The sequence below is a fragment of the Neobacillus drentensis genome (assembly GCF_036965425.1).
Taxonomy (GTDB): Bacteria; Bacillota; Bacilli; order Bacillales; family Cytobacillaceae; genus Neobacillus; species Neobacillus drentensis_F.
In genome coordinates, this window is the sequence record NZ_JBALPP010000032.1 from 1 (window position 1) to 23,708 (window position 23,708).

Genomic DNA, 23,708 nt, shown 5'->3' on the forward strand with positions numbered 1-23,708 from the left:
TTTGTCGACAGTCTGAGAGTGTACCATAAATGGTACACTCTTACGTTTAGAAATAATTAAATTTCCATATTATTTTTCCGTGTCAAATATATATTTTCCTACCCAAGCTGCGATTACACCGCCGACAATTGGGGCGATGATATATACCCATAATTGAGAAACGGCATCACCGCCAGCAAATATTGCTGGTGCAAGGCTCCGCGCAGGGTTTACGGACGATCCAGTCAATGGAATGCCTAATAGGTGAACTAATAATAACGTTAAGCCCATGACAAGCCCAGCGAAAGATGCATTTCCTTTTTTTCCAGTTACGACCATAATCACTAAAATGAAGACAAAAGTTAAAACCGCTTCCACTAAAAAGGCTCCTGATGATTCAAGATTGGCAAAGCTATTTTGACCTAGATTGGCGGTAGTCATGTTCGATAATTTTAAAAAGGTTTGTAATAGTGCTGTTCCTAATAACGCACCAATGACTTGTGCCACGATATACCCTGCAAGTTCCTTGGAATTTATTCGCTTATTGACAAACATAGCGATGGAAACAGCCGGGTTCAAGTGGCAACCAGATATGGTACCAATGCTGTACGCCATTGCAACTAAGGACAATCCGAAGGCGAGGCCAATACCAAAAATGCCGATTCCATCCACTCCGCCGCCTAAAACAGCTGTTCCAGTTCCGAACAAAACCAGTACATATGTGCCAATCAATTCAGCAATCCCCTTTTTCAACATAAAAATTTCCCTCCTTACAATTGGTAAAAACGCAATTTTGCAAAGAATTGGGTTATTTTTGCAGGGTTTAGACATGGCTTATCGGTTCCTATGCAGTTTGACACATTAAGCTGCCAGCTATTGTTTTTTCCTTAGAGCTCTAAGTTACTATGAATATATGAAAAATATGGTTCGATTAAGACTTTCTCATCAAGATTTAATCATGATTTTTAATAGCCAGGGTAGCGCTTCCACCATTCCTCTGTTCTTTGATGCCCTGTAAGTAAATCATCGGCAACTTGGATGATGATATCATTCAATTCAACCTTCTCTACCCAGTCTGCTGGGATTTTATTAAGTCCCAAATATGCTCCAAGAATATTCCCTGTGATGGCACCGGTACTATCACTGTCCCCATTGTGGTTAACCGCAGCTACAATTGCTTTCTTAAAATCATTCTCGTATTTCAAAGCACAATATACAGAAACCGCTAAGGCTTCTTCCCCCACCCAGCCTTCTCCAAGTTGAGTAATGGCCTCATAATCAGTAAGGTCACTTTTTACTAAGTCCAGTGCTTTCTCTAGAATCCTTGTGCATTCCTCATGGTGTTCTTTGGTTTTCAGTTCCATAATGGTTTGTTTGACGGCAGTATGGAGATCTGCTCCTTCTATAATGGAAGCGATTATGAAGGCAAGTGCGCCTGCTGATAAATAACCTGATGGGTGTCCATGAGTTAAAGCGGCACAATCAGCTGCCATATCGAAAGCACTTTCTTTCAGACAAAACAATCCAATTGGAGCAACTCGCATGACACCTCCACAGCCTTTACTATTATTAATGGGTTCTTCAATCGACCCATGCTTTCTGCTGGATAGAGCTGATAAACATGAATTACCTGGTGCTCTCCTTGCATGAAGTTCTTTAACATCAAGCAGCCAGCCATCATAAATCCATTCGTATTCATCAACTCTTGGGTATCCTTGTGTCAACAGCCACCTTTGATATGCAAAGAAAACAACAGATGGCGGATGACTGATTCCTCTTCGATTGCCTCTGGTTTCTGCTCTTAAGATTCCTTCAGCAGTGAAAAGTGTCATTTGCGTGTCATCCGTGATTTCGGCTTGCCCAGACGATAATAGTTGCAAATCTTGAATCCCATTTGGTCCATATCTATGAACAATTTGGTCATGTTTATAAAATTCAACGCGCCAGCCCAAAGCGTCACCGATCGCTCCGCCGATCAGACAGCCTCTAAAAAATTCTTGCGTTCTTTTCATGAAAGTTCCTCGCTTTCAAACATTCATTTTGCACCGAGTAAAATTTTGGAGTTGAATTTTGTAAACTTGGGTAAAACTTATAACCTATTATAAACAAATAGGGTGTACTAAAAATAGCACACCCCCTCAAATATAAGCATTATTACATTAAATTTTTGACCGTTCTAGTAAAAAGCAGGAAGGATTTTTTCCTACCTGCTTTTTATATATTAGGGTTAGCTTTAACCACTATAAACACTATCACATGTTGCAGGTTTTGGTTCATAAAAACAATGTTCTTTAAATTGTCCAGATTTTGGTTGTCCATACCATGTTGCAGGACATGGAGCATGTGGATTGAAATACCATAATGCAAATTTCGCTGGGTGATCTCTCCAGTAGTCCAAATTCTGTTGTGCTAATCTTTTTTCAGCAGTTCTGGCTCTTTGATAGAAAACATTCCCTTTTTGAACCGCTTCAAAGGAAAAGTTTCCTCCTTGTACTTGAAAAATAACTTGGTTAACTGTTCTTAACCCTTTAAAGTCTAAACAATTTGCAACAAGACGATTAACAATGACATTACCAACATATAACATTCCTTGTTTTCCTTCACCTTCGGCCTCTGCTCTCATCATCCTTGCCATTAAGGCAACGTCCGAAGTCCGGTAATTAGCTCTTGGCATTTTATCACCCCAAAAATATTGTATGAAAAATAGCCTACAATGTTGTCATTGTTTAAAAAATATGAAATGCACAAAGACTTGCGCATTTTTTCAAGTAAAGATACACTTTCATTGTTTATGCAGTAATATCCATATAAATTTTGAAAGAGGGTTTGATCATGAGGCAGATTAGAAACATTTATTGTGTTGGCCGAAATTATGTGGCCCATGCAAAAGAATTAAACAATGAAGTTCCCACTTCCCCTTTTCTATTTTCAAAGCCCACTCATGCCTTTGTAGAAGCCATTGGCCAGGAGATTTATTTGCCTGGAAATCGCGGATCTATCCATTTTGAAACAGAACTTGTAATCTATATTGGAAGAAAACACGAGAAAGGCATAAAGGCAGATGAAGTGATCGACTTAATGGGGATTGGCATCGATTTTACCTTACGGGAGGTTCAATCTGAATTAAAGAAAAAAGGCTATCCTTGGCTGCTTGCAAAGGGATTCCCTCATTCAGCAGTTATGAGTAAATTCATTGAATTTCCTGGAATTAACGAATTAAAGGACAAGGACTTCACGCTGATTAAAAATGGAGAAATGGTTCAAGAAGGAAATATAAAAAATATGATTTTTGATATGCAAACGATAGTGGATTTCACCTCTGAACATTTTGGCTTAGACGAAGGTGACATCATCTTTACCGGAACACCAGAAGGAGTCGGACAAGTTTTCGACGGAGACCATTTGTCATTAAAATGGGATAACCAAATTCTTGGGGATTGTGTGATTAAATTAACGTAAAAGGGATGGGGGCGGTTCTCTTGGTCTTAAATCTAATAAAGACATGGGTACAGTCCCCGTTCCCCCTATTCATCCCACTACATTCATGGTAGAATCATAAAGTTGTGAAATAAGAGAATTCGTTCTCCCAATAAAGCTTTCCCGGCGGTGATTTACCATGAAAGAATCTGTTGTTATTAAACAAAAATATAAATTATCTCTATCATTTCGCTTTTTAAAAAAAGATCTGGTCTTTTCCATTTCTATTATCCTTGCAGCTGCAAGCTGTTTCATTCAGGCTCCAAAATTGGAGTATATTAATTTTCATGTTTTGGTTTGTCTATTCAACTTAATGCTGGTGATTAAGGCGTTGGAAGAGCTTAAGATATTAGACAAATTGGCGATTAGTCTTTTAAATAAATGTAAGAATAGTAAATCCGTTTCAGCGATCCTGATTTTGCTGTGTTTTTTTAGTTCGATGATTGTGACAAATGATGTAGCGTTACTGACTTTTGTGCCATTGACTCTTGTTATCAGCAAAAAGACAAATTTGCCTATGATGGAGACGGTAGTCCTCCAGACAGTCGCTGCCAATATCGGCAGCAGCCTGACTCCAATGGGAAACCCGCAAAATTTGTTTATCTATTCCTATTTTGGCATTACGCCAATGCCCTTTTTCTCAACCGTCCTATTCATGGCTATTCTAGGGGTCAGTTCTCTCTATTTTTTCATCCACAGGCTTCGGGGGAATGAACTAAAAGTAGTCCTTACTCCCCTTACGATAGAGGATTGGAAAAAAGCATTGGTTTGGGGAATGGTACTTGGCGTCATTATTGCCTCTATTTTTGGAATCATCCCTTATCAAATCGCATTCATAATCACATTGATGATTTCATTATTATTAAATGCAAAAGTATTACTTAAAATTGATTATTTGCTGCTAGTAACCTTTATTTGTTTTTTTATATTTATAGGAAATATTTCTCATTCAGAAGCCGTACAAAACTTTGCTGGCACAAGCTTAAAGAACCCTTCTTCTGTTTATTTCAGTTCAATATTTTTCAGCCAAATGATCAGTAATGTACCTGCCTCCATCCTGCTTGCAAACTTCACAACAGATTGGAAACCTTTGTTACTCGGAGTCAATATTGGCGGGCTGGGAACAATCATTGCTTCTCTCGCCAGTGTCATCTCTTACAAACTGTTTATTCAGTCAAATCCAAGTGAGGCCAAGCAATATTTAATCAAATTTAGTATTTATAACTTTTCCTTTCTGGCGTTTTTCGTCCTTATTCAGTATGTAATCTTGAGATTACTTAACATTATTTAAAAAACGGACCCGCGTAAAAATAAAGGGCCGCTATTCCTGATTTAGGATAGCGGCCCTTCTTCATTATTGAATATCAGATAAATAAATTTACTTTTTTTAGCAATTGGAATATGATATAAATGTGATATCACTTTCATATCACTTTACTTTGGGAGGGAATCGTATGAGAGAAAAATCCGTTTTTAAAATGAATGGTTTTGCCGCACTAATCCTGGCGCTATTGTGTATTATTTTCGGAGTTTATCTACTGGTAACTGGAACAGATATTCCTGGAAAAGTTGGTGGAGTATTTGTCGTTCTTTTAGGTCTCATTATTGCGACAAGTTTAACAGTTGTTCAGCCAAACGAAGCCAAGGTATTAACGTTCTTTGGAACCTATCTGGGTGTCATCAGAGACCAAGGGTTATGGGCAACCATTCCATTCACCTTTAAACGAAGTGTTTCTTTACGTGTTACCAATTTTAACAGTGAGAAGCTAAAGGTAAATGATTTAGAAGGAAATCCAATTGAAATTGCTGCTGTTGTGGTTTATAAAGTGAGAGATGCCGCAAAAGCCCTGTTTGATGTGGAAAACTATAAAAATTTCATTCAAATCCAAAGCGAAACCGGTATTCGTCATATTGCCAGCACCTATGCCTATGATTCGTTCGGAACTACAGAGAACACGCTGACCCTTCGACAAAATAGTGATGAAGTCGCAGATGTTCTCGTATCGGATTTACAAAAAAGACTAGAGGTTGCGGGTGTCGATGTGATCGAGGCACGGATCATGCATCTTGCGTATTCTTCGGAAATCGCCTCTGCCATGCTTCAAAGACAGCAGGCACAAGCTGTTTTATCAGCACGAAAAGTCATTGTGGACGGTGCCGTCGGTCTTGTCAAGGCTGCTATTGACCAGCTCGCGGAACAGGAAATTGTGGAGTTGGATGAGGAGAAAAAAGCCCAGATGGTGAATAACCTAATGGTCGCCATCGTTTCTGAGAAAGGAACACAGCCCATCATTAATACAGGAAGCATTTATTAAGGTTGTGTAATAAATGAGTAAAAGAAAATCATTTCCGCTCCGGATTGATCCAAAATTATATGAAGTGCTTGAGAAATGGGCGGAAGATGAAATCAGGAGTGTTAACGCCCAAATCGAAGTCATTTTAAAAGAGGCAGCCAAAAAAGCAGGAAGATTAAAAAAAGAATAAAGTCGAAAGCCTGGGGGGCGGTTCTTGTGGTCTACATTAGTTTAATTTAACCACGAGAACCGTCCCCTTGGCACTTCCCCGTGATTTTTACATAATATGTAATAATCGTATTTTTTCCTAAATGGAGGGATTGTTTTATTAAAAAAATTATTATGAACGAAGCGATTCAATCAAAAGAAGTGAGACTCGTATCAGAAAGCGGTCAACAAGTTTTACCTACCGTTCAAGCGCTTAACATGGCGAGTGAATTGGGATTGGACCTTATCCAAATCAGTGCGTCCGACCCGCCAGTTTGTAAGATTTTAGATAGCGGTAAATACAAATTTGAGTTACAGAAAAAAGAAAAGCAGAGCAAACAGAATCAGCAAACAATTGAAACTAAAGAAATTCGGATGTCCATCACGATTGGTGAAAATGACTTTCAAACAAAGGTAAAAAGCGCGATTTCCTTCTTAACAAAAGGGTATCATGTAAAGGTAAGTGTCCGTTTTCGCGGAAGGGAAATCACACATATAGAAATTGGCGAAGAACTTCTCGCTAATTTTTGCCAACAGGTCAATCACTTAGTAAATTCTAAAACAAATGCTTCCTTACAAGGCCGAATATTATCGATATTGTTAAAACCATAAAACAAGTATAAAAAAAAATGCGAGAGTCGATTGACCCCTCGCATTTTCTTTTGCGTTATTTTTGTTTTCCAATCACTAGTTATTTCTATTCTTTACCACTCTTATATTATTCCTTACATACTCCCAATTCTGAGGTGCCGGCAGACTGATTTGCCAGTAAGTTGTGCCCGCTAAATGATAAATATCCATAAGTTTATACTTCTCAATATAGCTGCGAATGTCTTCAAACCAAACTATATGCTCGTTTGTTCCACTCCAATAACGATACCATGGTGATTTAGCCGAAGCATCAAATTGAATAGATGTTCCATTTACGATTGCCTGATTTTGTGCTGCAAGCACAGATAATCCCTTCGTTTCCTTTGAAGTGACCACTTTATCATACCCATATAACGCCATGGCGATTAGCATTTTCCCTGGACCTATTTTGGTAAGTGCGTAGTTAATCACTTGTTCAACCCATCCAATTGGAGAGATCGGGTCTGGCGGGCCGCCCGGATAGCCATAATCGAGCGTCATAACCGCCATAAGATCAACCGCATTTCCAATGGCTGCATAATCATAAGCTCCAACAATCCGATTGGTCGGCAAATCCGCTGTTTTTGCGTGAACGTTGACTTGTAACATTAGTCTGCCCAATTGTTTCTTTAATTCTATTAAGAACAAATTAAAATCTTTCCGATTGGCCGGAGGAATAAATTCAAGGTCAAGACTTACACCGCCAAACCCTCTGTTGGTTGTTAGATTGACGATGCTTGTCACTAAGTTCTGTCGATAAGTTGAATTTCCCAGTACCTTCCCTGCCAGCTCCGCACTAAACCCCGTGGCCGTAAAGTTTCGAATCATCAATAATGGTGTAATGTTTACTTGGTTACATTTAGTAATAATGGCAGAATCATCAGTTTCCATAAAAGCAAAACCCTTATCTGTAAAGGAATAATTAACTACCGCTAAAAAGGTCAACTGACTAGATAATGAATCCAATATAGAAAGTGTTGCCTGCTCTGCTGAAGGTACCAAAAACCCTAGTGTAGTAATTTCCAAAAATATATTTGCGGGTATATTGATGATCTGGCCAACTCGAAGGTGATTGAGATCTATTCCCGGATTAGCAGCACTCATCAACGTAAGATTAGAGTTAAATGCCTGGGCTAATTTCCAAGGGTAATCACCAGCCTTTATACGATAAGCACGGAGTGGCAGAATATTGTCTGGAATATAAAGAGCAAGACCAGGAACAAGAGCTGTCGATGTTAACCCATTAACACTAATAATTGATTGAATGGAAACATTATACTGCTTGGAAATTGCCCACAGATTTTCTCTGGTACCAACAACATGAACGGACATCTTTTCACCCCTTCCATATTGGCTATTACATGGATTATTTGCCACGCACCATTATGATCGTTACTGCTATATTAAAGAATTTATGCCATTTAATCGTAATTCAGAATTTAGTATTCTAATATTTCTAAGGATGATAGTTCTCTCAACTAACCACAATGCCCGTTATCCTCTTTTTGGAACCTTCATGGGCACCCTGAACCCGCCACAGTGAACGGCACACTCTTTTTGAAACCTTCATGGGCACTCTGAACCCGCCACAGTGACCGGCACACTCATTTCAAAAACATAACGGGCACTGTGAACCTAGCACAGTGCCCGTAAAAAAGATCTTTTTAAACACTTTTTACTCTCTTTTTTGAAGGTGGAGTCATATAGGTCAAACGACTTTGTTTTACTCCCATCGTAATTAAGCTTTCTATCATTCTTGTTGCGGCAAATGCAGGATCGATCACGGGAACATCATAGCCGTTTTCCTTTAAGCGGTACTGAAGCTCCTCTGCTACCCCCATGAAGCCGGTGCAGCCTAACACCAGCACATGAGCGTTATCAAGTTCAATTGCCTTAATCATTTCTTCATACAATGCTTTTTTCAACTTTTCCTTTTCATGAACCTCTAAAACGGGAATGTTTACGTATCTGACAGAAGCGAGATTTCCATTTACCCCTACAGTTTTACTAATGTTTTCAATCATCGGGACAACGTTTGGTAATACGGTTACAACCGAAAAAGATTTTCCCAAAGCACTGGCAAATAACATGGAGGATTCACATGGGCCAACAACTGGAATATTCAAAACTTCTCTCGCAGGCTTCACACCGGGATCTCCAAAACAATCACTAATGACCCCGTCGTACCCCTCGTTTGCTGCCTCAATTGCTTTTTCTAAGAAATTAGGAATACAAAGTGCTTCATCATATTCACTTTCTACAGATTCAGGGCCATAATCTAGGTTGACAACGCCGATTTCCGTAGATTCAGAAGCATAATATGTAAATTCCTTTTTAATTTCCTCATTAAAAATATCTGAAGTAATTGGCATAATAACTTTGATTTTCATCCATCTGCACTCCTTTATATTAATTTACGGCCAGCAGGAAGTTTCCCACTAGCCTTTAATTACGAATTCAGTTGTGATATAACAGCCTACACTAATTGCTGTGCTTGGAATTGCGCTAATTCACCTGCTGCTTTTACACGGATACGTGTGGCATTTCCTGGCATGTAGGCAAGCGGAACATCTTCAATATCTACTATGACTAGCGATTCAGGATCGGCTCCCGCATTGATGGCCTCGCTTCTTGCGATGGACTTGGCATCTTCCAGCGCATTTTCCCTGCCGATGGTATCGAGGGTGTAGAGCTTTTCGACTTGGCCGCTTACTTGGGAAATCGCGGACCCAATGGCATTGGCAACCCCGGAATGCTGCGGCCTGATTACCTCAGATGCTCCCTTTAAAGTTTCCGGAAGTAATATGCTGCCTCCGCCAACGAGAATCACCGGTACTGGAGCCGCACTTGTTTTCATCTTATCAATCGCTTCCTCGACCAACTCTACCATTTTTTGATAGACTTTCTCTAATAGTGATTTATCCAAATGAGCAACCTTTGCTGGATCTCCCAATTCTACCTTGCCGAGTGCAACCGCTACGTCCGTTGTGGTTAACGTATCTCCTCCAAAAATTAACCCCTTCTCAGGCAAACGGTAGCCTACGCTATCTGGTCCAACGGTGAATTCACCGTTTTCTTGGATGCGAACAATGGTACCGCCGCCTAGGCCGATGGAAACAAGGTCCGGCATCCGGAAATTGGTCCGGGCTCCGCCGATTTCAACCGCTAGTGACGATTCCCTTGGGAACGATTGAACTAACACACCAACATCTGATGTCGTACCACCAACATCCACCACAATCGCATCACTAAGATCGCTTAAATAAGAGGCGCCGCGCAAGGAGTTTGTCGGACCGCAGGCTACGGTGAAAATCGGATATTTAACCGCGTACTCGACTGACATCAATGTACCGTCGTTTTGTCCGAAGAATACTCTCGCATCAATACCTTCCGCTTTTAACGCATTGATGAAGCCATCTGCTGCGGTTTTCGCCACATTGACAACCGCCGCATTCAAAATCGTCGCATTTTCTCGTTCCAACAATCCAACTGACCCAATTTCAGATGATAACGAAATCGCCACATCTTCTCCGAGAACTTCTTTCAAAATCTCACCAGCCCTTTGTTCGTGGGATTGCGTCACTGGGGAGAACACAGATGTAATCGCAACAGAATCTACTTTCCCTTTGATTTCATAAGCAATTTCATATAAACGTTCCTCGTCTAAGTCCACAATCTCCCGGCCGTCAAATTCATGTCCGCCACGGATCAGATAAACATGCTTGCCAAGTGCTGCACGGAGATCGTCCGGCACGCCAATCAGCGGCTTTACGGCTAATGTCGCAGGTGCCCCAATCCGGATCGAAGCAATGTTATTCAAGCGTTTCCGTTCCACGATAGCATTGGTACAATGAGTCGTCCCAAGCATGGCATATTTGATCTGATCACGTGGAACATTGGCATCGTCAATGATCTTTTTCATGGCATTGTAAATACCAGTCGCGACATCTTCTGTCGTTGCTGCCTTCGTTTCAGAAACTACCTGATTATTTTGATCTAAAAGTACGGCGTCCGTATGGGTTCCGCCTACATCGATTCCAATTCGATAGATACTCATTATAAAGCCACTCCTTTTTTCACAAGCTCTTCTACAGGTACATAATCCACATTGTAGCCAAAATATTTTGGACCTACCGTGTCAATCCCCTTGGTCGTTCTCCATTTCGGGTGACATGGAATACCTATAACAACACATCTGGCTCCATAACGAATACCTTCTGTTGTAATCGGAAGTCCGGTTTCTGCATCGAGAACAGCAATAAGGTCAGGTGTGACGCATAGTAAACGCTGTTCGGTCTGTGCGATTAAATGTTCATTTTGGAAGCTTAAGGTGCACGTTTCACCTTTATACTCATTTAATCCCTCAATTTTCGCCTCGCCTCTGGCAAACCCTGTTTCGGTTTTCCGGTTAATATCACTCACTTTACCACTGAACAGTTCAAAGCCACCGACTGTTTTCAAGACTTGTTCAATAGGATTTACATTGTTGACTTTAGCAAGGCGGATTGCTTTTCCAATCTCCTCTTCGAGCTTTAGGATTCCATGAATCCCGCTTTGTTTCAATTCCTTCGCTGTCATCGGATAAATCGCACACATAACAGAACCGCCCATTTGAATGGTTGCAGCACGGGCAATCCGCTCCGTCCAAACATTATTGATCGTTGATAGAAGCAGAGTGTTTCCTTTTTCATCCGCCAACATCCCAGGAGTGGCAGATATGCCATCCAAATAAAAGGTCACCATTTGCAGTTCAGGAAAGGCACGTCCCATTCCATCTGCATCGATAACAGGAAGACCTAATCTTGCCGCGGTAGCAAAAGGAAGCATGGAGTTCACACCGCCCGCTTCGATTGGGAAGGTTGCATATATCTTTTTCCCTAAATATTCTTCAAGATTTTTAAAGGCCTCGATGGCTTCCTCTCCGCTAGGTGCTTTTTCGAGCATAACGGTTGGTGCACCCATCATTGAGGATGGAACAACTAATGCGTCCTCAGGTACTTCATCTGGATCCAAAAGAGTTACTTCTCCATATTCTTCTATCGCCTGCAGGGCCATCAGTTTTCCAATGTACGGGTCACCACCGCCGCCTGTTCCGAGCAGTGCAGCTCCCACCGCTATATCTTCAATTTGTTGTTTTCCGATTTTTCTCATATTCTAAAAACCTCCAATATTCAGATAATTTATTATGCAGCTTGCCCTTTTGAAGCATTTTTGTTAAAAACTGACTTTACGATTAGCATTCCAACGTAATATACGACTGCACTTACTACAAGAGAATTGATCGATGGAATACCTGCTTTGACAAAATAACCAGCGGCAAAACCTGAACCCCAGGCAATCAAGGTAATTGGGCTCATTTTTTCCACCTTTTCTGGCAATGTTCCAGTGAGCCTGCTCTCATCCAATTCTTTGCGGTGCGTTTTTAAAACAAAATAATCAATGACCATAATCCCGGCAACTGGCGGAATAAATACCCCTAATAGAATCAAGAAGTCAACGAATTTATCGAGGATACCCATGACGGAAAGAATGGTTCCGATTACCCCAATGACAAGGGTGACCAGCCCGCGATTTAATTTCAGATTAAAGACGGAATCAAAAATGTTCGTAAAACCTAAGGATGAAGAATATAAGTTCAAATTATTAATTTTAATGGTAGAAAATACAACCACGATAGCTCCAAGCCAGCCGGATGTTTGCATCATAATGCTGACAACGTCATTTGTCTTTGCTGCAAGTGCCATTAGCACCGCAATTATGTTAATCCCAAGTTCACCGACAAAGGTTCCAATCATCGTCATCCAAAATACATCCTTACCATTTTTCGCAAAACGGCTAAAGTCAGGCGTAATGACTGCACCGATGATAAAGCCTCCAGCTACCATTGTCGCTGCCATACCAAGTGATAAAGGCTCCCCTGCAGGCTGGCTATGTGTTAAATCGAAAACCGAATGTTTACTAAGAACTTCATAGATTCCAACACCGACTGCTAATAAAAAGGCAGGTACGGCAATGGTTGCCGTTGCACTCAACAATTTAAATCCAAAAATAACAAGGATTGTTACACCTAATCCGGTAAGTGTTGCGGCAACAGGAAGCGTTAATTTCCCATTTGAAGATTGAACCAATCCATTGGCAAACACGGAGTTTTGTACACCAAACCAGCCGATACAGGCAATCGCAATAATCGCCCCGATAATACTTGATCCATAGCGGCCAAATCCGGTCCAGCGTGACAATAGACTCGTTGAAAGACCCTCTCGTGCACCTGCATACCCTAATAGAAAACTAATGACCTGTAATATGACGCTGCCGAACATCGTAGCCCAAAACGCCTGCCAAAAAGTCATTCCATAACCTAATGCCGCACCCAAAATAAACTGGGAAATGGTGGCGAGAGCCCCGACCCTTACAATCGTAATGCTCCACAACGAATGACGTGCTGTTTGTGGTACCCTGGATAAAGAGTAGTCATCACCTAAGCTAATTTTCTTTTCCATTTGGATCAACCCCAATTTAAATTTTTATAGACGAACCATCGCCTGCAGGTATAAGTTGCAAATCTCCAATCGCCTTCATTCGAATTCTCAATACTTCCCCCTTAAAATAATCAAAAGGAAATTCTTCAATCGAATCCACCTTTATGCTCTCTTCTTTTGCTCCTTTACGAAGAAGCTGTTGAAAAAGCTTGCCTTTTTCTTGCTCAATAATCTCTTCTTTCGTCTGATTCATTAACCAAAACACCTTATCGTACTGGGCACTTAGCGGTGCATAACAGGCACCGATGGCATTACTAATATGGTTGCAAAGAGGATGGTATACTCTTTTGTATTTACCGAATAAACGGTTAACTAGTAATTTGCTTCCTCCGCCAACTAGAACAACGGGTAGTCCATCGCTGTTCACCTCTAGACGAGCAATCTTTTCCTTAATTTCCTGCGTAACTTTTTTAATGACCATTTGACAATCTTTATAGGATAACTTTTCCAACCCATCTAGTGTCATCTTTTCGTCTGCAAACATCTCTGGATTCACTTTTAAGAATGAGTCCGTTATAGTCCACGAATCTCCTCCCCAAGAAATACCTTGATGCTCGAGGTCATTGGCAATGGTTTCTTTTATTTGGACAACTCCGTTGTCTATCGAAATCAGGCTTCCGCCTCCAATAGGCAATGAATACATCTTGGGTACTCGCAAATTGACATCAATGTTTAAAAAAGAGGATGAGCTCTCAGTCGATTCCGGCTGACCATTGCGAATTTTCCCGATTTCAATCGTACTCCCGCCAAAATCTACGACAATACATTCTCGTAAACCACTTAAAATGCTTGCCCCTCTGAAACTATTCGTTGCCCCGGAACCAATCGTGAAAATAGGGTAATCAATGGCTTCATGCAGCTCAATTAATGAACCATCATTTTGTGTAAGCCAGCATGGGCAGTTAAGGTTCAGCTTTCGAAATAAATCGGTTAATTCCATCATGGCTTGACGAATAACCTTTGATAATATGGCATTTAAAAGGGCAGCATTTTCTCTTTCAATGAAGCCAAAGCTGCCTAATTCGTGGGACATCGTTATTGGCATCTCTGGGAAAACATTTTTTAGTTGATCCCTTAAGTAAAACTCTTCTATCGGATTTAATGGTGAATTTACTGCTGCAATACAAATTGCTTCAATGTTTTCCTTTATTAAATCCCGATAAAGGTTATCCAATTCCTGCGGGACAAGAGTTTGTTTTGAATCGTCATAAAAATGCTTAAGATGATAAACCTTCCCAATATAACGTTTCAGATGTTCGGGCCAAAATAAAGCTGGTTTCACGTGTGAAGGGCTTTTCATGATGCGAATGACCGCTGTTTTCGATAGTTGTACAGGATGATAAAGGGCATTTTGTACATGGGTCGTCCCGATAAAGATGCCTTCGATTTGATCTGGAACGATCCGTGCGTCCTTGATTACGGCCTTCGTTGCTGCTTCTATTCCTGAAATAATATCTTTTGAGGTAAGTTGCTTTTTCCAGGAAAGCAGTTTCCCTTCGTTGCCGACGATGACGACATCAGTATTCGTTCCACCTACGTCAATTCCAAGCTTCATCATGGTGTTCTCCCTGCAATGGTTGATAAGAAACAGCTAAATTAAAATTTTGGGGCCCTACATATTCTAGCATTTCCTTAGTCCGAAGAATGTTGGGGGCAGGAACAGCTAGTATGATGACGGACAGACCACGTTGGATTTCGGAAACATTATAGGGAGTTAGATTTTCAGCATCTAAGACAAGTACTAAATCAGGCGTGGTGCAGATATAATTTTTTTCCTTAATGGAAATGAATTCATTTCTAAATTCGATCTCCACTCTTTTATTGGAAAAAGAAGATTGGCCATCCACGGCGAATTTCCCAATTAAGCTCTCAGATTCGAACCACCTGCTTACTTCCGATACAACACCTGAGATAATGGGAATGGGTTTTCCATAAAGGGAGTTTTCGAAAACAGCCATCATTTCTTCCATTTTTTCACTTACCCTTGATTCTTTTGTTAACGCTTTTCCTAGGCGAAAAATCAAATGAAGGGAACCAGGAATCATGGAAGCTTTTACTTTACTCGCTTTTGCCCCAAAACCTGCAAAATGAACATTTCCTCCGTTTTTCATCATAAAATCCTTTGCCATTTCTGAAACAAGTTGAATATCTTCAACCCTTTGAATGATTGTTCTTGTCTCTTCGGCTAGAAGGACAAGTGGTGAAATAGAATTTTGATTGAGATGAAAGGTTGTCATCGATATTTCAGGAAAGGCCCTGCCCATGTAATCCCCATCGACTACCGGTAAATGGTTTAGAAAGGCTGTCAGGATGGGGGCTAATCCATTCACTCCACCTATTTCAACGGAAATGACGGCTTCCGCCTTGTGCTGGACACTATCCTCATACAGCTGTAAAGCCTGACTCTCCTCTTCCCCGGAAGGGATGCGTTCATTGTAAAAAACCGTTGATCCCATCATACCCGTTCCTACCACCCATTCATCTTCGAGATCTACTAGGGTCTTAACTGTTATCGTGTCTTCCTCTTTCATCATCGATAAAAGTAAGTTCTGAATGGTAAGGAGATTACCACCACCTCCACAGCCAATTAATTTTGCACCTATTGCTAATAGTGGAATATCCTGCTTCTTAATTTGCCATGTCATAGAATGCTCCCCTTTCCTATTTGTAATGCAAGGATCGTGCCAAAATAATAAAACCTCTGAAGCCAGAGGATAAAAGGATGTTACTGATTTAATTTTGAGAATTATGAGAAAAATTTGATAATGATAATTTGAATTCACCTTTAAAAAAACCCTTTTTCTCATGTTTTTTCATCTTTTCTCAATTTTTCTCACTTTTTACTTAACTTTATTTGATTTTGTATTTATTAATCTTACGATATAACGTTGGCAAACTTATATTCAAATGGATTGCTACCTTCTTTTTAGCAGCGGTGCCTCGGCCATACTGATCTAATAATTCAATAATCCTTTCTTTCTCGTCCAAATTCCGATCCGTCCTGCGTAGCAGAGGATTTTCATCATCATTCACCGCACCTATTTTAGCCTTCGTCCGCAAATATTCAGGCAGGCTTTCAACTGTCACCAATTCCCCGATTTCCAATTGAACGAAATGATAAACCACGTTCTGCAATTCTCGAATATTGCCTGGCCAGGAGTAGGCCAGCAATCGTTCGAACACTTCGGGAGATATTCTTTTTGGCGATCGGAATTGCTCTTTAGAAAATTTATTTAAATAAAAATCGATGAGAATGGGAATATCTTCTCTCCGTTCTCTAATAGGCGGAATCAGGATGGGAATAACATTTAACCGGTAATACAAATCCTCGCGGAAATCCCCCCTTGCCACAAGGTCCTCAAGATTTCGATGTGTGGCTGTAATGATTCGGACATTCACAGGTGTACTCTTTGTATCACCCACTCTTTCGATTTTTCGTTCTTGGACCACACGAAGTAATTTTGCCTGTAAGGGAAATGGAAGATCGCCAATTTCGTCTAAGAAAATCGTACCACCATCTGCTAGTTCAAATCTTCCTGCTTTATCGGAGGTTGCCCCGGTAAAAGCTCCTTTGACATGCCCAAATAGCTCGCTTTCTAGTAAGGATTCAGGAATAGCTGCACAATTTAAAGGGATAAACGGACCATCCTTTCTGTAGCTTGCTTGGTGTATAGCCTGGGCAAACACTTCTTTTCCTGTCCCGCTCTCTCCCCTTACGATAACCGTTGTATCACTTGGAGCAATCCTTTTGGCAATGTCGACGACATTTTGAATAGGATCACTGGTACCTTTGATATCATGAAAGCTATAAAGGACACGTTGTTCTGAAATCTTCTTTTTCAAATCTTTTATCGGAGTTAATCGGATAAGGTAAGAAACAAAGATTCCATCAGCAAGCAAAGGTTTCACCATTGCAGTAAATGCTTTTAACTTACCGCTTGGCAGCAAGCACGAAATTTTCCATTCCTGCTGCTTCTTACTTGTTTTCATTTTTTTCCAATCGTCTTGTGAGAGGATATCTGAAATATTCTCACCGATTAAGACCGATCTTACTTTATTAAATTCTAAACAGACACGATTACTTACATTATGTATCGTTCCATCAAGGCCAACGATTAACACTGGTTCTTCGATAAACGAAAAAATCCCATTTACTTCTTCCAATATAGAGTGGTTCGTATGCCGCAATTGGTTATTCTCTAATGTGTTACAAATCCATTCCCTGCAAAAATCCAGCCGGACCTCTAGTTCGTTTTCGTTTTCAATCAGCCAAGATTCATACCCCTCTAAAGCTGCAGCCACCAGAACCCCTACTACCTTTCTCTCCTGAAAAATTGCCTTTATCATAAAGGTATCGGTTTGGAAAAATTCTTTAATGGAACAACTCTCGCATGTATGCTCCAATTTGTTTTTCACGAACATATCCATACCTGTTTGAATCACCTTATTGAGAATTGGACAATTTCTCTGATTCATGTTATCAGGAAGAAGTTCAACTTTTACAGGATAAGCGTCAAATATTTTTTTATAATCAATTTCTGTTTCCATATGTATCACCTATGCCATTAAAGCAATTCTTTCTATATATAAAATCATTAAGAAAATTTTATCAAAACTGAAGCAAAAACAATAATGGAAATCACTAATTAGTTTGCACAAAAACGTATGATTGGTTGAATCAATGACTTTTTGTTAAAAATAAGGCCAGAAGTTCATGGGGACGGTTCGCTGGACCCATGAATCGAAAGGTAGGTTATGCCGATGATGCAAATTGAATTGTATGGTACGGTCTTTTATGATCCTGCAACAAATGAATGGACGGGATCTGGTACGGGTTGGTGGATTGAAAAAACGGAAAAAAACATTGCCAAGATCACGTTTGAGGAAGCGATTACGTTTGATCCTAGAAAACCGTCAAAAACGAATAATTACAGTTTGTCCATCAGTAATATCAATGATAATGGAAATGTAGATTCCTATAACGTCGATGAGGATGGGTTTATTCTTTGCTGGGAGGATTACTCCAACGACACCTGCATCGCTTCTTTTCAAGTCATAGGAACAAAAGTCAGTTTCGTCCCTAATGACAGAGCTCTTGGAACGGACGAAAGCGTTGCGGATATCTACGCTGCTGAGCTTCTTTTTAGTTATGAAGCGAAATATGGTGTCATTTCACTGATGGGTTCAGGATCCATTTCCTCCAAGGAAATTGCAGAGAAGAAGTTACATATCTTGAACAGCCATGCAGAAAAATTGCAGACCGCCATTGAAAAGGACCAAGACCCCTTCAATATGATACTGCTTCAGGGTAAATTGGAAAGAACAAAGATTAAAATGGAACGGCAACATCGAATCGTTGAGAAAAGTGCAAAATATTGGGATTCAGCACTAAAATTCGGAGAATTGTGGGGACATTATTCTGCTAATGAACAAGAAAAAGCACTTGGAGGCTGTTATGTTCCTCTTTGTACTGGGGGAGGTCCAGGTATCATGCGGGCAGGCGCACAAGGGGCACGAAGCCAGCATGCCCATGTGATCGGGATTGACTGTCAGTTTGGTGTCGACAATTTTTTCAATTTAAAGGATACCTATTCTGTCCATTCCAATCAACGTCTAAGGATGAATAATTTTTCGATTAGAGAAGGAGTTTTGATCAATTACTCTCATGTCATTCTGTTTTGGCCTGGAGGTTTTGGGACTGCCTGGGAAGTATATGAAACTCTATCAAAAATACAAACCAATCACCTTCGAAGACACCGAACCAAGGCTATTTTTGTCCATCCCGAGTATTGGGAGCCTTTCTTTAAATGTATCGACCATATGCGTGAGTATGGTGCCATTAATAGCTATGGGGATCGGATAAAGATCCCTGGTGTAGATGACCACCTGCCCGATGAAGCCTATTTGGCCGAAGTGGCATCCGGCCCGGAGGAAGCATTTGAAAAAACAAGAGCTTATGTCGAGCAACTATACCAGAAAAATCAATTAACATTAAAAGCCTGAATATCGAAGATTTCTAAAGGGAATCAGACACGGCTTCTATTCTGATTCCCTTTGGGGGACCTTCTGATATTGCTCATTTGGCAGACACATATCCAAAGTCATAATCAAAACAAACCTGATAAAGCTCCTCTATTTCTTCCCTGCTAGGGACTTTAGGATTGTTCCCAGGGCTGCCGCTGGCAATAGCATCAGATGCCATTTTACTGATGAAGCTATCAAATTTCTGTTTATCGATTCCCCATTCTTTTAGGTTAGGAATGTTCAATAGCTTGCAAAGATGCTTAACAGCGGCGACGGCCACCTCAGCAGCAGCTTCATCCGTCAGGCTCTTATCAGGCTTAAAAATCCTGCCTAAATCTGCTAATCTTTCAATACATGTGTCCTTGGAAAATTCTAATACTGCAGGCAGGAGCATGGCATTTGAAAAGCCATGAGGAACATGAAATAGTGCACCAATCGGCCTGGACATACCATGGACCAAACATACCGAAGCATTGGAAAAAGCTATACCTGCTTGAAGCGCCCCTAATGACATGGCTTCCCTTGCATCAATATTTTCTCCATCCTCATAGGCAGCTACGAGATTATTGACGATTAATTTCATTGCGGATAAAGCCAATACATCGGTCATTGGATGGGAATTCCTTGAAATATATGCCTCAATGGCATGACTAAGAGAATCTACACCCGTTGCAGCCGTTACATGCTGCGGCGAAGGCATTGTTAAAATCGGATCTACTATGGCAACTGACGGCGTAAACGCTGGCTGTTTTATCATCATTTTGACATCGCTTGAAGTGTTTGTGATAACCGTTACATCTGTCGCCTCCGAACCCGTCCCTGCTGTCGTGGGAATAGTAATATGGGGAACTGGGTTAACGTCCGCAGCCTTTCCTCCGTTCATATAATCACCAATGTAACCATAATTAGTGGCCAGGACCGCAACGGCTTTTGCTGTATCAATGCAGCTTCCCCCACCAAGGGAAATAACCAAATCACAATTTTCCACTCGAAAAAGTTCCAATGATTCTTCTACAAATTTGTCCGTCGGTTCCGACTTCACACCGAGATAAACTACACTCTCAACTTCATTCTCCGAAAGCATTTCCTGGCAAGTACGCACAAATCCAAACTGATCGATAATCTCATCGCTGACAATCAGAGCCTTTTTTCCAAATTGTGATGCCTGTTTACCAACCTCTTCAAACGCGTTTCTACCATAAATAATTGCTTGTGGCGCTCTAAAAAATTTAAAAGTTTCCAATCAAAGTCACCTCCCAAAGTCAGCCTATTCTATGTAGGCCGGGTTTATGTATGCTACATAGGAGAATCATAGAAAAAGAAGTTTGAATATTGACCAATATTTATCGATATAGAATGTGCTATGAAAGGTTTATCAGTAATATGATATTAATATTCTTGATTGACTAGCTTTATATTTTAAAAGACTTGGAGATGATCCATATGAGTCACTTTTCACCCGTTAACGGATGGCTGCATTATACGAATCGTACGAAACAATCTCCAGAAATAATGTCAAAAAGACGTGCCGATTTGAGTTATCAAAATGCTTCTGCAGAGGATCTTGGTCAAGGTTTCAAACGTTATACGTGGAGATCTGGAGTTCTGATAAATAGTCGTGATTATCTAGAATTTCGATTAGAAGCACAAGAAAATGAAAACGTTATCAGCACGGGATACTTATCTGATCCAATGGAAAATATCTATTCTTTACAAAATGGCCCTATCCAACCAAATGTCATGGTTTTAGTCCTCCACAATGCCTCAAATGCCGAATCAAAAATTTTCCCTTGGCTCGTTGTGAAGAGCTAGCCAATAATAAAACCTCGTTGAAATAAGTTACACGTATTCCAACGAGGTCTCTTTTTAATAGTATTGGTTCCTAAAATAAAGGAACATCGATTTGCCACTTATATTACTTCCAACTTATCCTTATGGAGTTTATCTCTTTTCCATTTTCCCATCTTTATTCCGTGAAAATCTTCCGGAGTCAAGCTCATTGACAGGATCAAGACGGCCCCATGGCCAGCCCCCGAACTCTGTTCTGCGAAATTCGCTAAATGCATTCAGAATTTCCTGTTCGGTTGTCATGACAAAGGGTCCATATTGCACGACCGGTTCTTTTATTGGCTCACCTTCAAGAACCAGCAAATACCCTTCTTTGGCTCCATTGGTAATCTCGGTTTCCTGGTCACCTGCCAGTTTAACACGGTGAGAAGCTGGGATAACATTCCCATCTATATTAATTTCATCACCTTGATAAAAATACAAATTTCTATTTAATGTATCTGAAACAGATGGCAGAGTGAAAGAAGCGTTTGGTTCCATATGAATAAGATAAATGCCAACATGGTGGTTTGAGTCCTTGGCCCATGAGGCATTGGTTGGCTCTAAACTAGTCTTCGCCTGCAATTTACCTGCGATCAATTTCACCGTTGTTTTCTTTCCATTTGGACTAATTGACTGAATTTCAGGTATTTCTTCAGCCCACAGCATCTTATATTCTGGATCTGCCGATTTATTTTTTGCTGGAAGGTTCAGCCAAATTTGAAAGAGCTCAAGCGGGTTCCCTTTATCCTGGTGAACGAGCGGGAACATTTCCGTATGCTGACAGCCACGTCCGGTTGTCAGCCATTGCACATCGCCATTCCCATAGCGCCCCGAGGCTCCCATGGAATCAAAATGATCAACGAACCCTTCTAAAACCACTGTTACCGTTTCAAACCCACAATGTGGATGCGCAGGGAATCCTGGTACTGTTTTTCCATGATACATGCGAAAGCCGTCACGCAACGTAAAATCTTCACCTAGGTTCCTGCCTTCTAAGGAGGTACTTGGTCCCTGCTTTTCATTTCCCGGTGGATAAGCATCTTTATGATACATCGTTGCGAGGAACGGATCCTCTGTTTGCCAGGGAAAGCCCAGCCTTTGTATGGTTAAAACTTTTTTGGCTGACATAATTCTCCGCCATTAATTTCGTAAAAGTATTACTCCATAACATGCTGTTTCATGGAGTTTAATTCAGAAGAAAGCTCCATAAACCATTCCTTATCCCCTGTTGCTAATGCCAGGTCAATTAAGAATTGAATTTGCGTCTTATTGCTCACATTAGAAACAGGAAGTGCTTTAACCTGTTTACTTAAAAAGGGAATTGTTTTGCCTATCTTTTTATTATTATCACTTGTTACGACAGTCACCTTTACTGCCCCGTCCGGAATATCTGGTAACAGTGAATCAACGTACCCAATGATTAATTCACCATCCAGTGATTCTCCCTTGATCCAGTCACCCGGTTTTAAAAACATACCATATCACCTTCATCTATCTGTAATTTTTTTTATTACATTTTCAATAAAAAAGTTTGCAGCCATACTATTCGGTTATAGCCGCTCTCTAACAAGTTCAACAACCTCTTTAATTGTATAATCCCTTAAATATTCACCCATATGCACTTCAGCGCCTAGGAAAATGCTGCAGAGTACTCTTTGCATGTTCGCGCCTACAATGCATTGTTCATTTGATTCAGGACATTTAGGCTTTAGTGCACCTTCTGAGGTAATTTTATATATATCCCAAAGATTTACTTCACTAAGATCTAGCGCAAAAAGAAATCCGCCGCCAGTTCCCTCTTTCGATTTAATGAATCCATGTTTTTTTAACAAACTTAACACTTTTCGAATACGAACCGGATGTACTCCGGCACTTTCGGAAATAGCATCACTCGTTGACATTCGGTCCGGCTGAAGCGCAAGATAAGTTAAACTATGAATGGCAAGGGTATAATCACTATTCATGGCTTCCTCCTTAAAACACTTTCATGTATTGTCTGCATCTTTATGAAATATTAATCAACGCACTGTAATACTAAACATTACAGATTAACTAGTCAAGCATTTAGCTCGCTCATACATTCCATTGTTTTTTGACTTGTTCTTCTGCTAAGCGTTTAATTTTTTTCCAATTTGTATCTTTTTCCACAATTACATTGGTATGATAATTTCGATCTTTATAATGAACTGTTACAAATACTTCAATCATTTCTTACTTCCTCCTTTTAAAAAACATATTAATTAGCGAGTCTTTGTAATTCTGTATTCAAAAATGTTCGAAGCTTACGGGGCAGAAAGCTGCGAATTTCGTCCTCGTTATACCCTACTTGTAATCGTTTTTCATCTAGGATAATAGGCCGGCGCAACATTTTTGGGTTCTCAATGATTAATTGATAAAATTCATTAAGCGGCAAAGATTCAAGATTTACATTTAATTCCTGGAAAGCCTTTGAGTTTGTCGAAATAATTTCGCTCGTCCCCTCTTCTGTTAAACGGAGAATCGATTTAATCTCATCGACAGTAAGCGAATTAGATAAAATGTTTCGTTCAATATAATCAACCTGATGCTCTTCAAGCCAAGCTTTTGCTTTTCGGCAAGATCCACAGCTTGGTGTCGTATATAGAGTTACCATATTTTAACCACTCCTTAAAATATTTTGGCAAACATGCGTCACAAAATCTATTTCCGTATTGAATATATACCCGAAAATTAAGTGATAAAACCTGTT

General features: G+C 40.3%; 24 protein-coding genes. 7 read left to right on the forward strand and 17 right to left on the reverse strand.

Going from position 1 to position 23,708, the window contains the following annotated elements; all coding sequences use genetic code 11:
* Positions 1–69: 69 nt before the first annotated feature.
* The 3 genes from V7161_RS08055 to V7161_RS08065 form a co-directional block, all read right to left on the reverse strand.
* Entirely contained in the window at positions 70–735 is a 666-nt protein-coding gene (locus tag V7161_RS08055) for an aquaporin (protein ID WP_335443878.1), read from the reverse strand.
* 209 nt (positions 736–944) lie between these two features.
* Positions 945–1,991 (reverse strand): ADP-ribosylglycohydrolase family protein, encoded by a 1,047-nt coding sequence (locus tag V7161_RS08060; protein WP_335443881.1) that lies wholly within the window; start codon positions 1,989–1,991, stop codon positions 945–947.
* 221 nt (positions 1,992–2,212) lie between these two features.
* A complete protein-coding gene (locus tag V7161_RS08065) occupies positions 2,213–2,653 on the reverse strand; it encodes a cell wall hydrolase (protein ID WP_335443883.1) in 441 nt (146 codons plus the stop codon).
* A 158-nt stretch (positions 2,654–2,811) separates the two neighbouring features.
* On the opposite strand from V7161_RS08065, the gene V7161_RS08070 reads away from it, so the two are divergent.
* From V7161_RS08070 to infC, 5 genes are all read left to right on the forward strand, one after another.
* Positions 2,812–3,438: a fumarylacetoacetate hydrolase family protein gene (locus tag V7161_RS08070; protein WP_335443886.1), complete on the forward strand. Its 627-nt coding sequence runs from the start codon at positions 2,812–2,814 to the stop codon at positions 3,436–3,438.
* Between the two features lie 157 nt (positions 3,439–3,595).
* Positions 3,596–4,747 (forward strand): SLC13 family permease, encoded by a 1,152-nt coding sequence (locus V7161_RS08075; protein WP_335443887.1) that lies wholly within the window; start codon positions 3,596–3,598, stop codon positions 4,745–4,747.
* 163 nt (positions 4,748–4,910) lie between these two features.
* On the forward strand, positions 4,911–5,771 hold the full coding sequence (locus tag V7161_RS08080) for an SPFH domain-containing protein (protein WP_335443888.1): 861 nt from the start codon (positions 4,911–4,913) through the stop codon (positions 5,769–5,771).
* Positions 5,772–5,784: 13 nt separating this feature from the next.
* On the forward strand, positions 5,785–5,940 hold the full coding sequence (locus V7161_RS08085) for an Arc family DNA-binding protein (protein ID WP_098573206.1): 156 nt from the start codon (positions 5,785–5,787) through the stop codon (positions 5,938–5,940).
* A gap of 152 nt (positions 5,941–6,092) precedes the next feature.
* Positions 6,093–6,569 (forward strand): translation initiation factor IF-3, encoded by a 477-nt coding sequence (gene infC, locus V7161_RS08090; RefSeq protein WP_335443890.1) that lies wholly within the window; start codon positions 6,093–6,095, stop codon positions 6,567–6,569.
* 75 nt (positions 6,570–6,644) lie between these two features.
* On the opposite strand, the gene V7161_RS08095 is transcribed toward infC, so the two are convergent.
* The 8 genes from V7161_RS08095 to V7161_RS08130 all read right to left on the reverse strand — a co-directional run bounded on the left by V7161_RS08095 (position 6,645) and on the right by V7161_RS08130 (position 17,674).
* A complete protein-coding gene (locus tag V7161_RS08095) occupies positions 6,645–7,919 on the reverse strand; it encodes a glycosyl hydrolase family 18 protein (RefSeq protein WP_335443892.1) in 1,275 nt (424 codons plus the stop codon).
* A gap of 332 nt (positions 7,920–8,251) precedes the next feature.
* Positions 8,252–8,977 (reverse strand): aspartate/glutamate racemase family protein, encoded by a 726-nt coding sequence (locus V7161_RS08100; protein ID WP_335443895.1) that lies wholly within the window; start codon positions 8,975–8,977, stop codon positions 8,252–8,254.
* Between the two features lie 86 nt (positions 8,978–9,063).
* The gene (locus V7161_RS08105; protein ID WP_335443898.1) at positions 9,064–10,644 is read right to left on the reverse strand and encodes a hydantoinase/oxoprolinase family protein; all 1,581 of its coding nucleotides are present in this window, start codon (positions 10,642–10,644) and stop codon (positions 9,064–9,066) included.
* On the reverse strand, positions 10,644–11,738 hold the full coding sequence (locus V7161_RS08110; protein ID WP_335443900.1) for a DUF917 domain-containing protein: 1,095 nt from the start codon (positions 11,736–11,738) through the stop codon (positions 10,644–10,646). The genes V7161_RS08105 and V7161_RS08110 overlap by 1 nt, the downstream gene beginning before the upstream one ends.
* Positions 11,739–11,770: 32 nt before the next feature.
* The gene (locus V7161_RS08115) at positions 11,771–13,087 is read right to left on the reverse strand and encodes a purine-cytosine permease family protein (RefSeq protein ID WP_289983453.1); all 1,317 of its coding nucleotides are present in this window, start codon (positions 13,085–13,087) and stop codon (positions 11,771–11,773) included.
* Between the two features lie 16 nt (positions 13,088–13,103).
* A complete protein-coding gene (locus V7161_RS08120; protein ID WP_335443903.1) occupies positions 13,104–14,684 on the reverse strand; it encodes a hydantoinase/oxoprolinase family protein in 1,581 nt (526 codons plus the stop codon).
* On the reverse strand, positions 14,665–15,771 hold the full coding sequence (locus tag V7161_RS08125) for a DUF917 domain-containing protein (RefSeq protein ID WP_335443905.1): 1,107 nt from the start codon (positions 15,769–15,771) through the stop codon (positions 14,665–14,667). The genes V7161_RS08120 and V7161_RS08125 overlap by 20 nt, the downstream gene beginning before the upstream one ends.
* A gap of 205 nt (positions 15,772–15,976) precedes the next feature.
* Positions 15,977–17,674 carry a sigma-54 interaction domain-containing protein gene (locus V7161_RS08130; protein WP_335443908.1) on the reverse strand — a complete coding sequence of 566 codons (1,698 nt, stop codon included), beginning with the start codon at positions 17,672–17,674 and terminating at the stop codon, positions 15,977–15,979.
* A gap of 213 nt (positions 17,675–17,887) precedes the next feature.
* On the opposite strand from V7161_RS08130, the gene V7161_RS08135 reads away from it, so the two are divergent.
* On the forward strand, positions 17,888–19,129 hold the full coding sequence (locus V7161_RS08135; RefSeq protein ID WP_335443910.1) for an LOG family protein: 1,242 nt from the start codon (positions 17,888–17,890) through the stop codon (positions 19,127–19,129).
* Between the two features lie 73 nt (positions 19,130–19,202).
* On the opposite strand, the gene V7161_RS08140 is transcribed toward V7161_RS08135, so the two are convergent.
* Complete coding sequence (locus tag V7161_RS08140) at positions 19,203–20,393, reverse strand: iron-containing alcohol dehydrogenase (protein WP_335443912.1); 1,191 nt, start codon at positions 20,391–20,393, stop codon at positions 19,203–19,205.
* Between the two features lie 200 nt (positions 20,394–20,593).
* Here V7161_RS08140 and V7161_RS08145 point away from each other — a divergent pair, with 200 nt between their 5' ends.
* A complete protein-coding gene (locus V7161_RS08145) occupies positions 20,594–20,962 on the forward strand; it encodes a hypothetical protein (RefSeq protein ID WP_335443915.1) in 369 nt (122 codons plus the stop codon).
* A gap of 129 nt (positions 20,963–21,091) precedes the next feature.
* Here the strand turns inward: V7161_RS08145 and V7161_RS08150 are convergent, their stop codons facing one another.
* From V7161_RS08150 to spxA, 5 genes are all read right to left on the reverse strand, one after another.
* Positions 21,092–22,108, reverse strand: coding sequence for a pirin family protein (locus V7161_RS08150; protein ID WP_335443917.1), 1,017 nt, complete (start codon positions 22,106–22,108; stop codon positions 21,092–21,094).
* Between the two features lie 29 nt (positions 22,109–22,137).
* Entirely contained in the window at positions 22,138–22,455 is a 318-nt protein-coding gene (locus tag V7161_RS08155) for an IDEAL domain-containing protein (protein WP_335443920.1), read from the reverse strand.
* 75 nt (positions 22,456–22,530) lie between these two features.
* Positions 22,531–22,944, reverse strand: coding sequence for an RrF2 family transcriptional regulator (locus tag V7161_RS08160; protein ID WP_335443922.1), 414 nt, complete (start codon positions 22,942–22,944; stop codon positions 22,531–22,533).
* A 109-nt stretch (positions 22,945–23,053) separates the two neighbouring features.
* Positions 23,054–23,188, reverse strand: coding sequence for a BA3454 family stress response protein (locus V7161_RS08165; RefSeq protein WP_335443924.1), 135 nt, complete (start codon positions 23,186–23,188; stop codon positions 23,054–23,056).
* A 28-nt stretch (positions 23,189–23,216) separates the two neighbouring features.
* The gene (gene spxA / locus V7161_RS08170; protein ID WP_335443926.1) at positions 23,217–23,612 is read right to left on the reverse strand and encodes a transcriptional regulator SpxA; all 396 of its coding nucleotides are present in this window, start codon (positions 23,610–23,612) and stop codon (positions 23,217–23,219) included.
* Between the last annotated feature and the right edge of the window lie 96 nt (positions 23,613–23,708).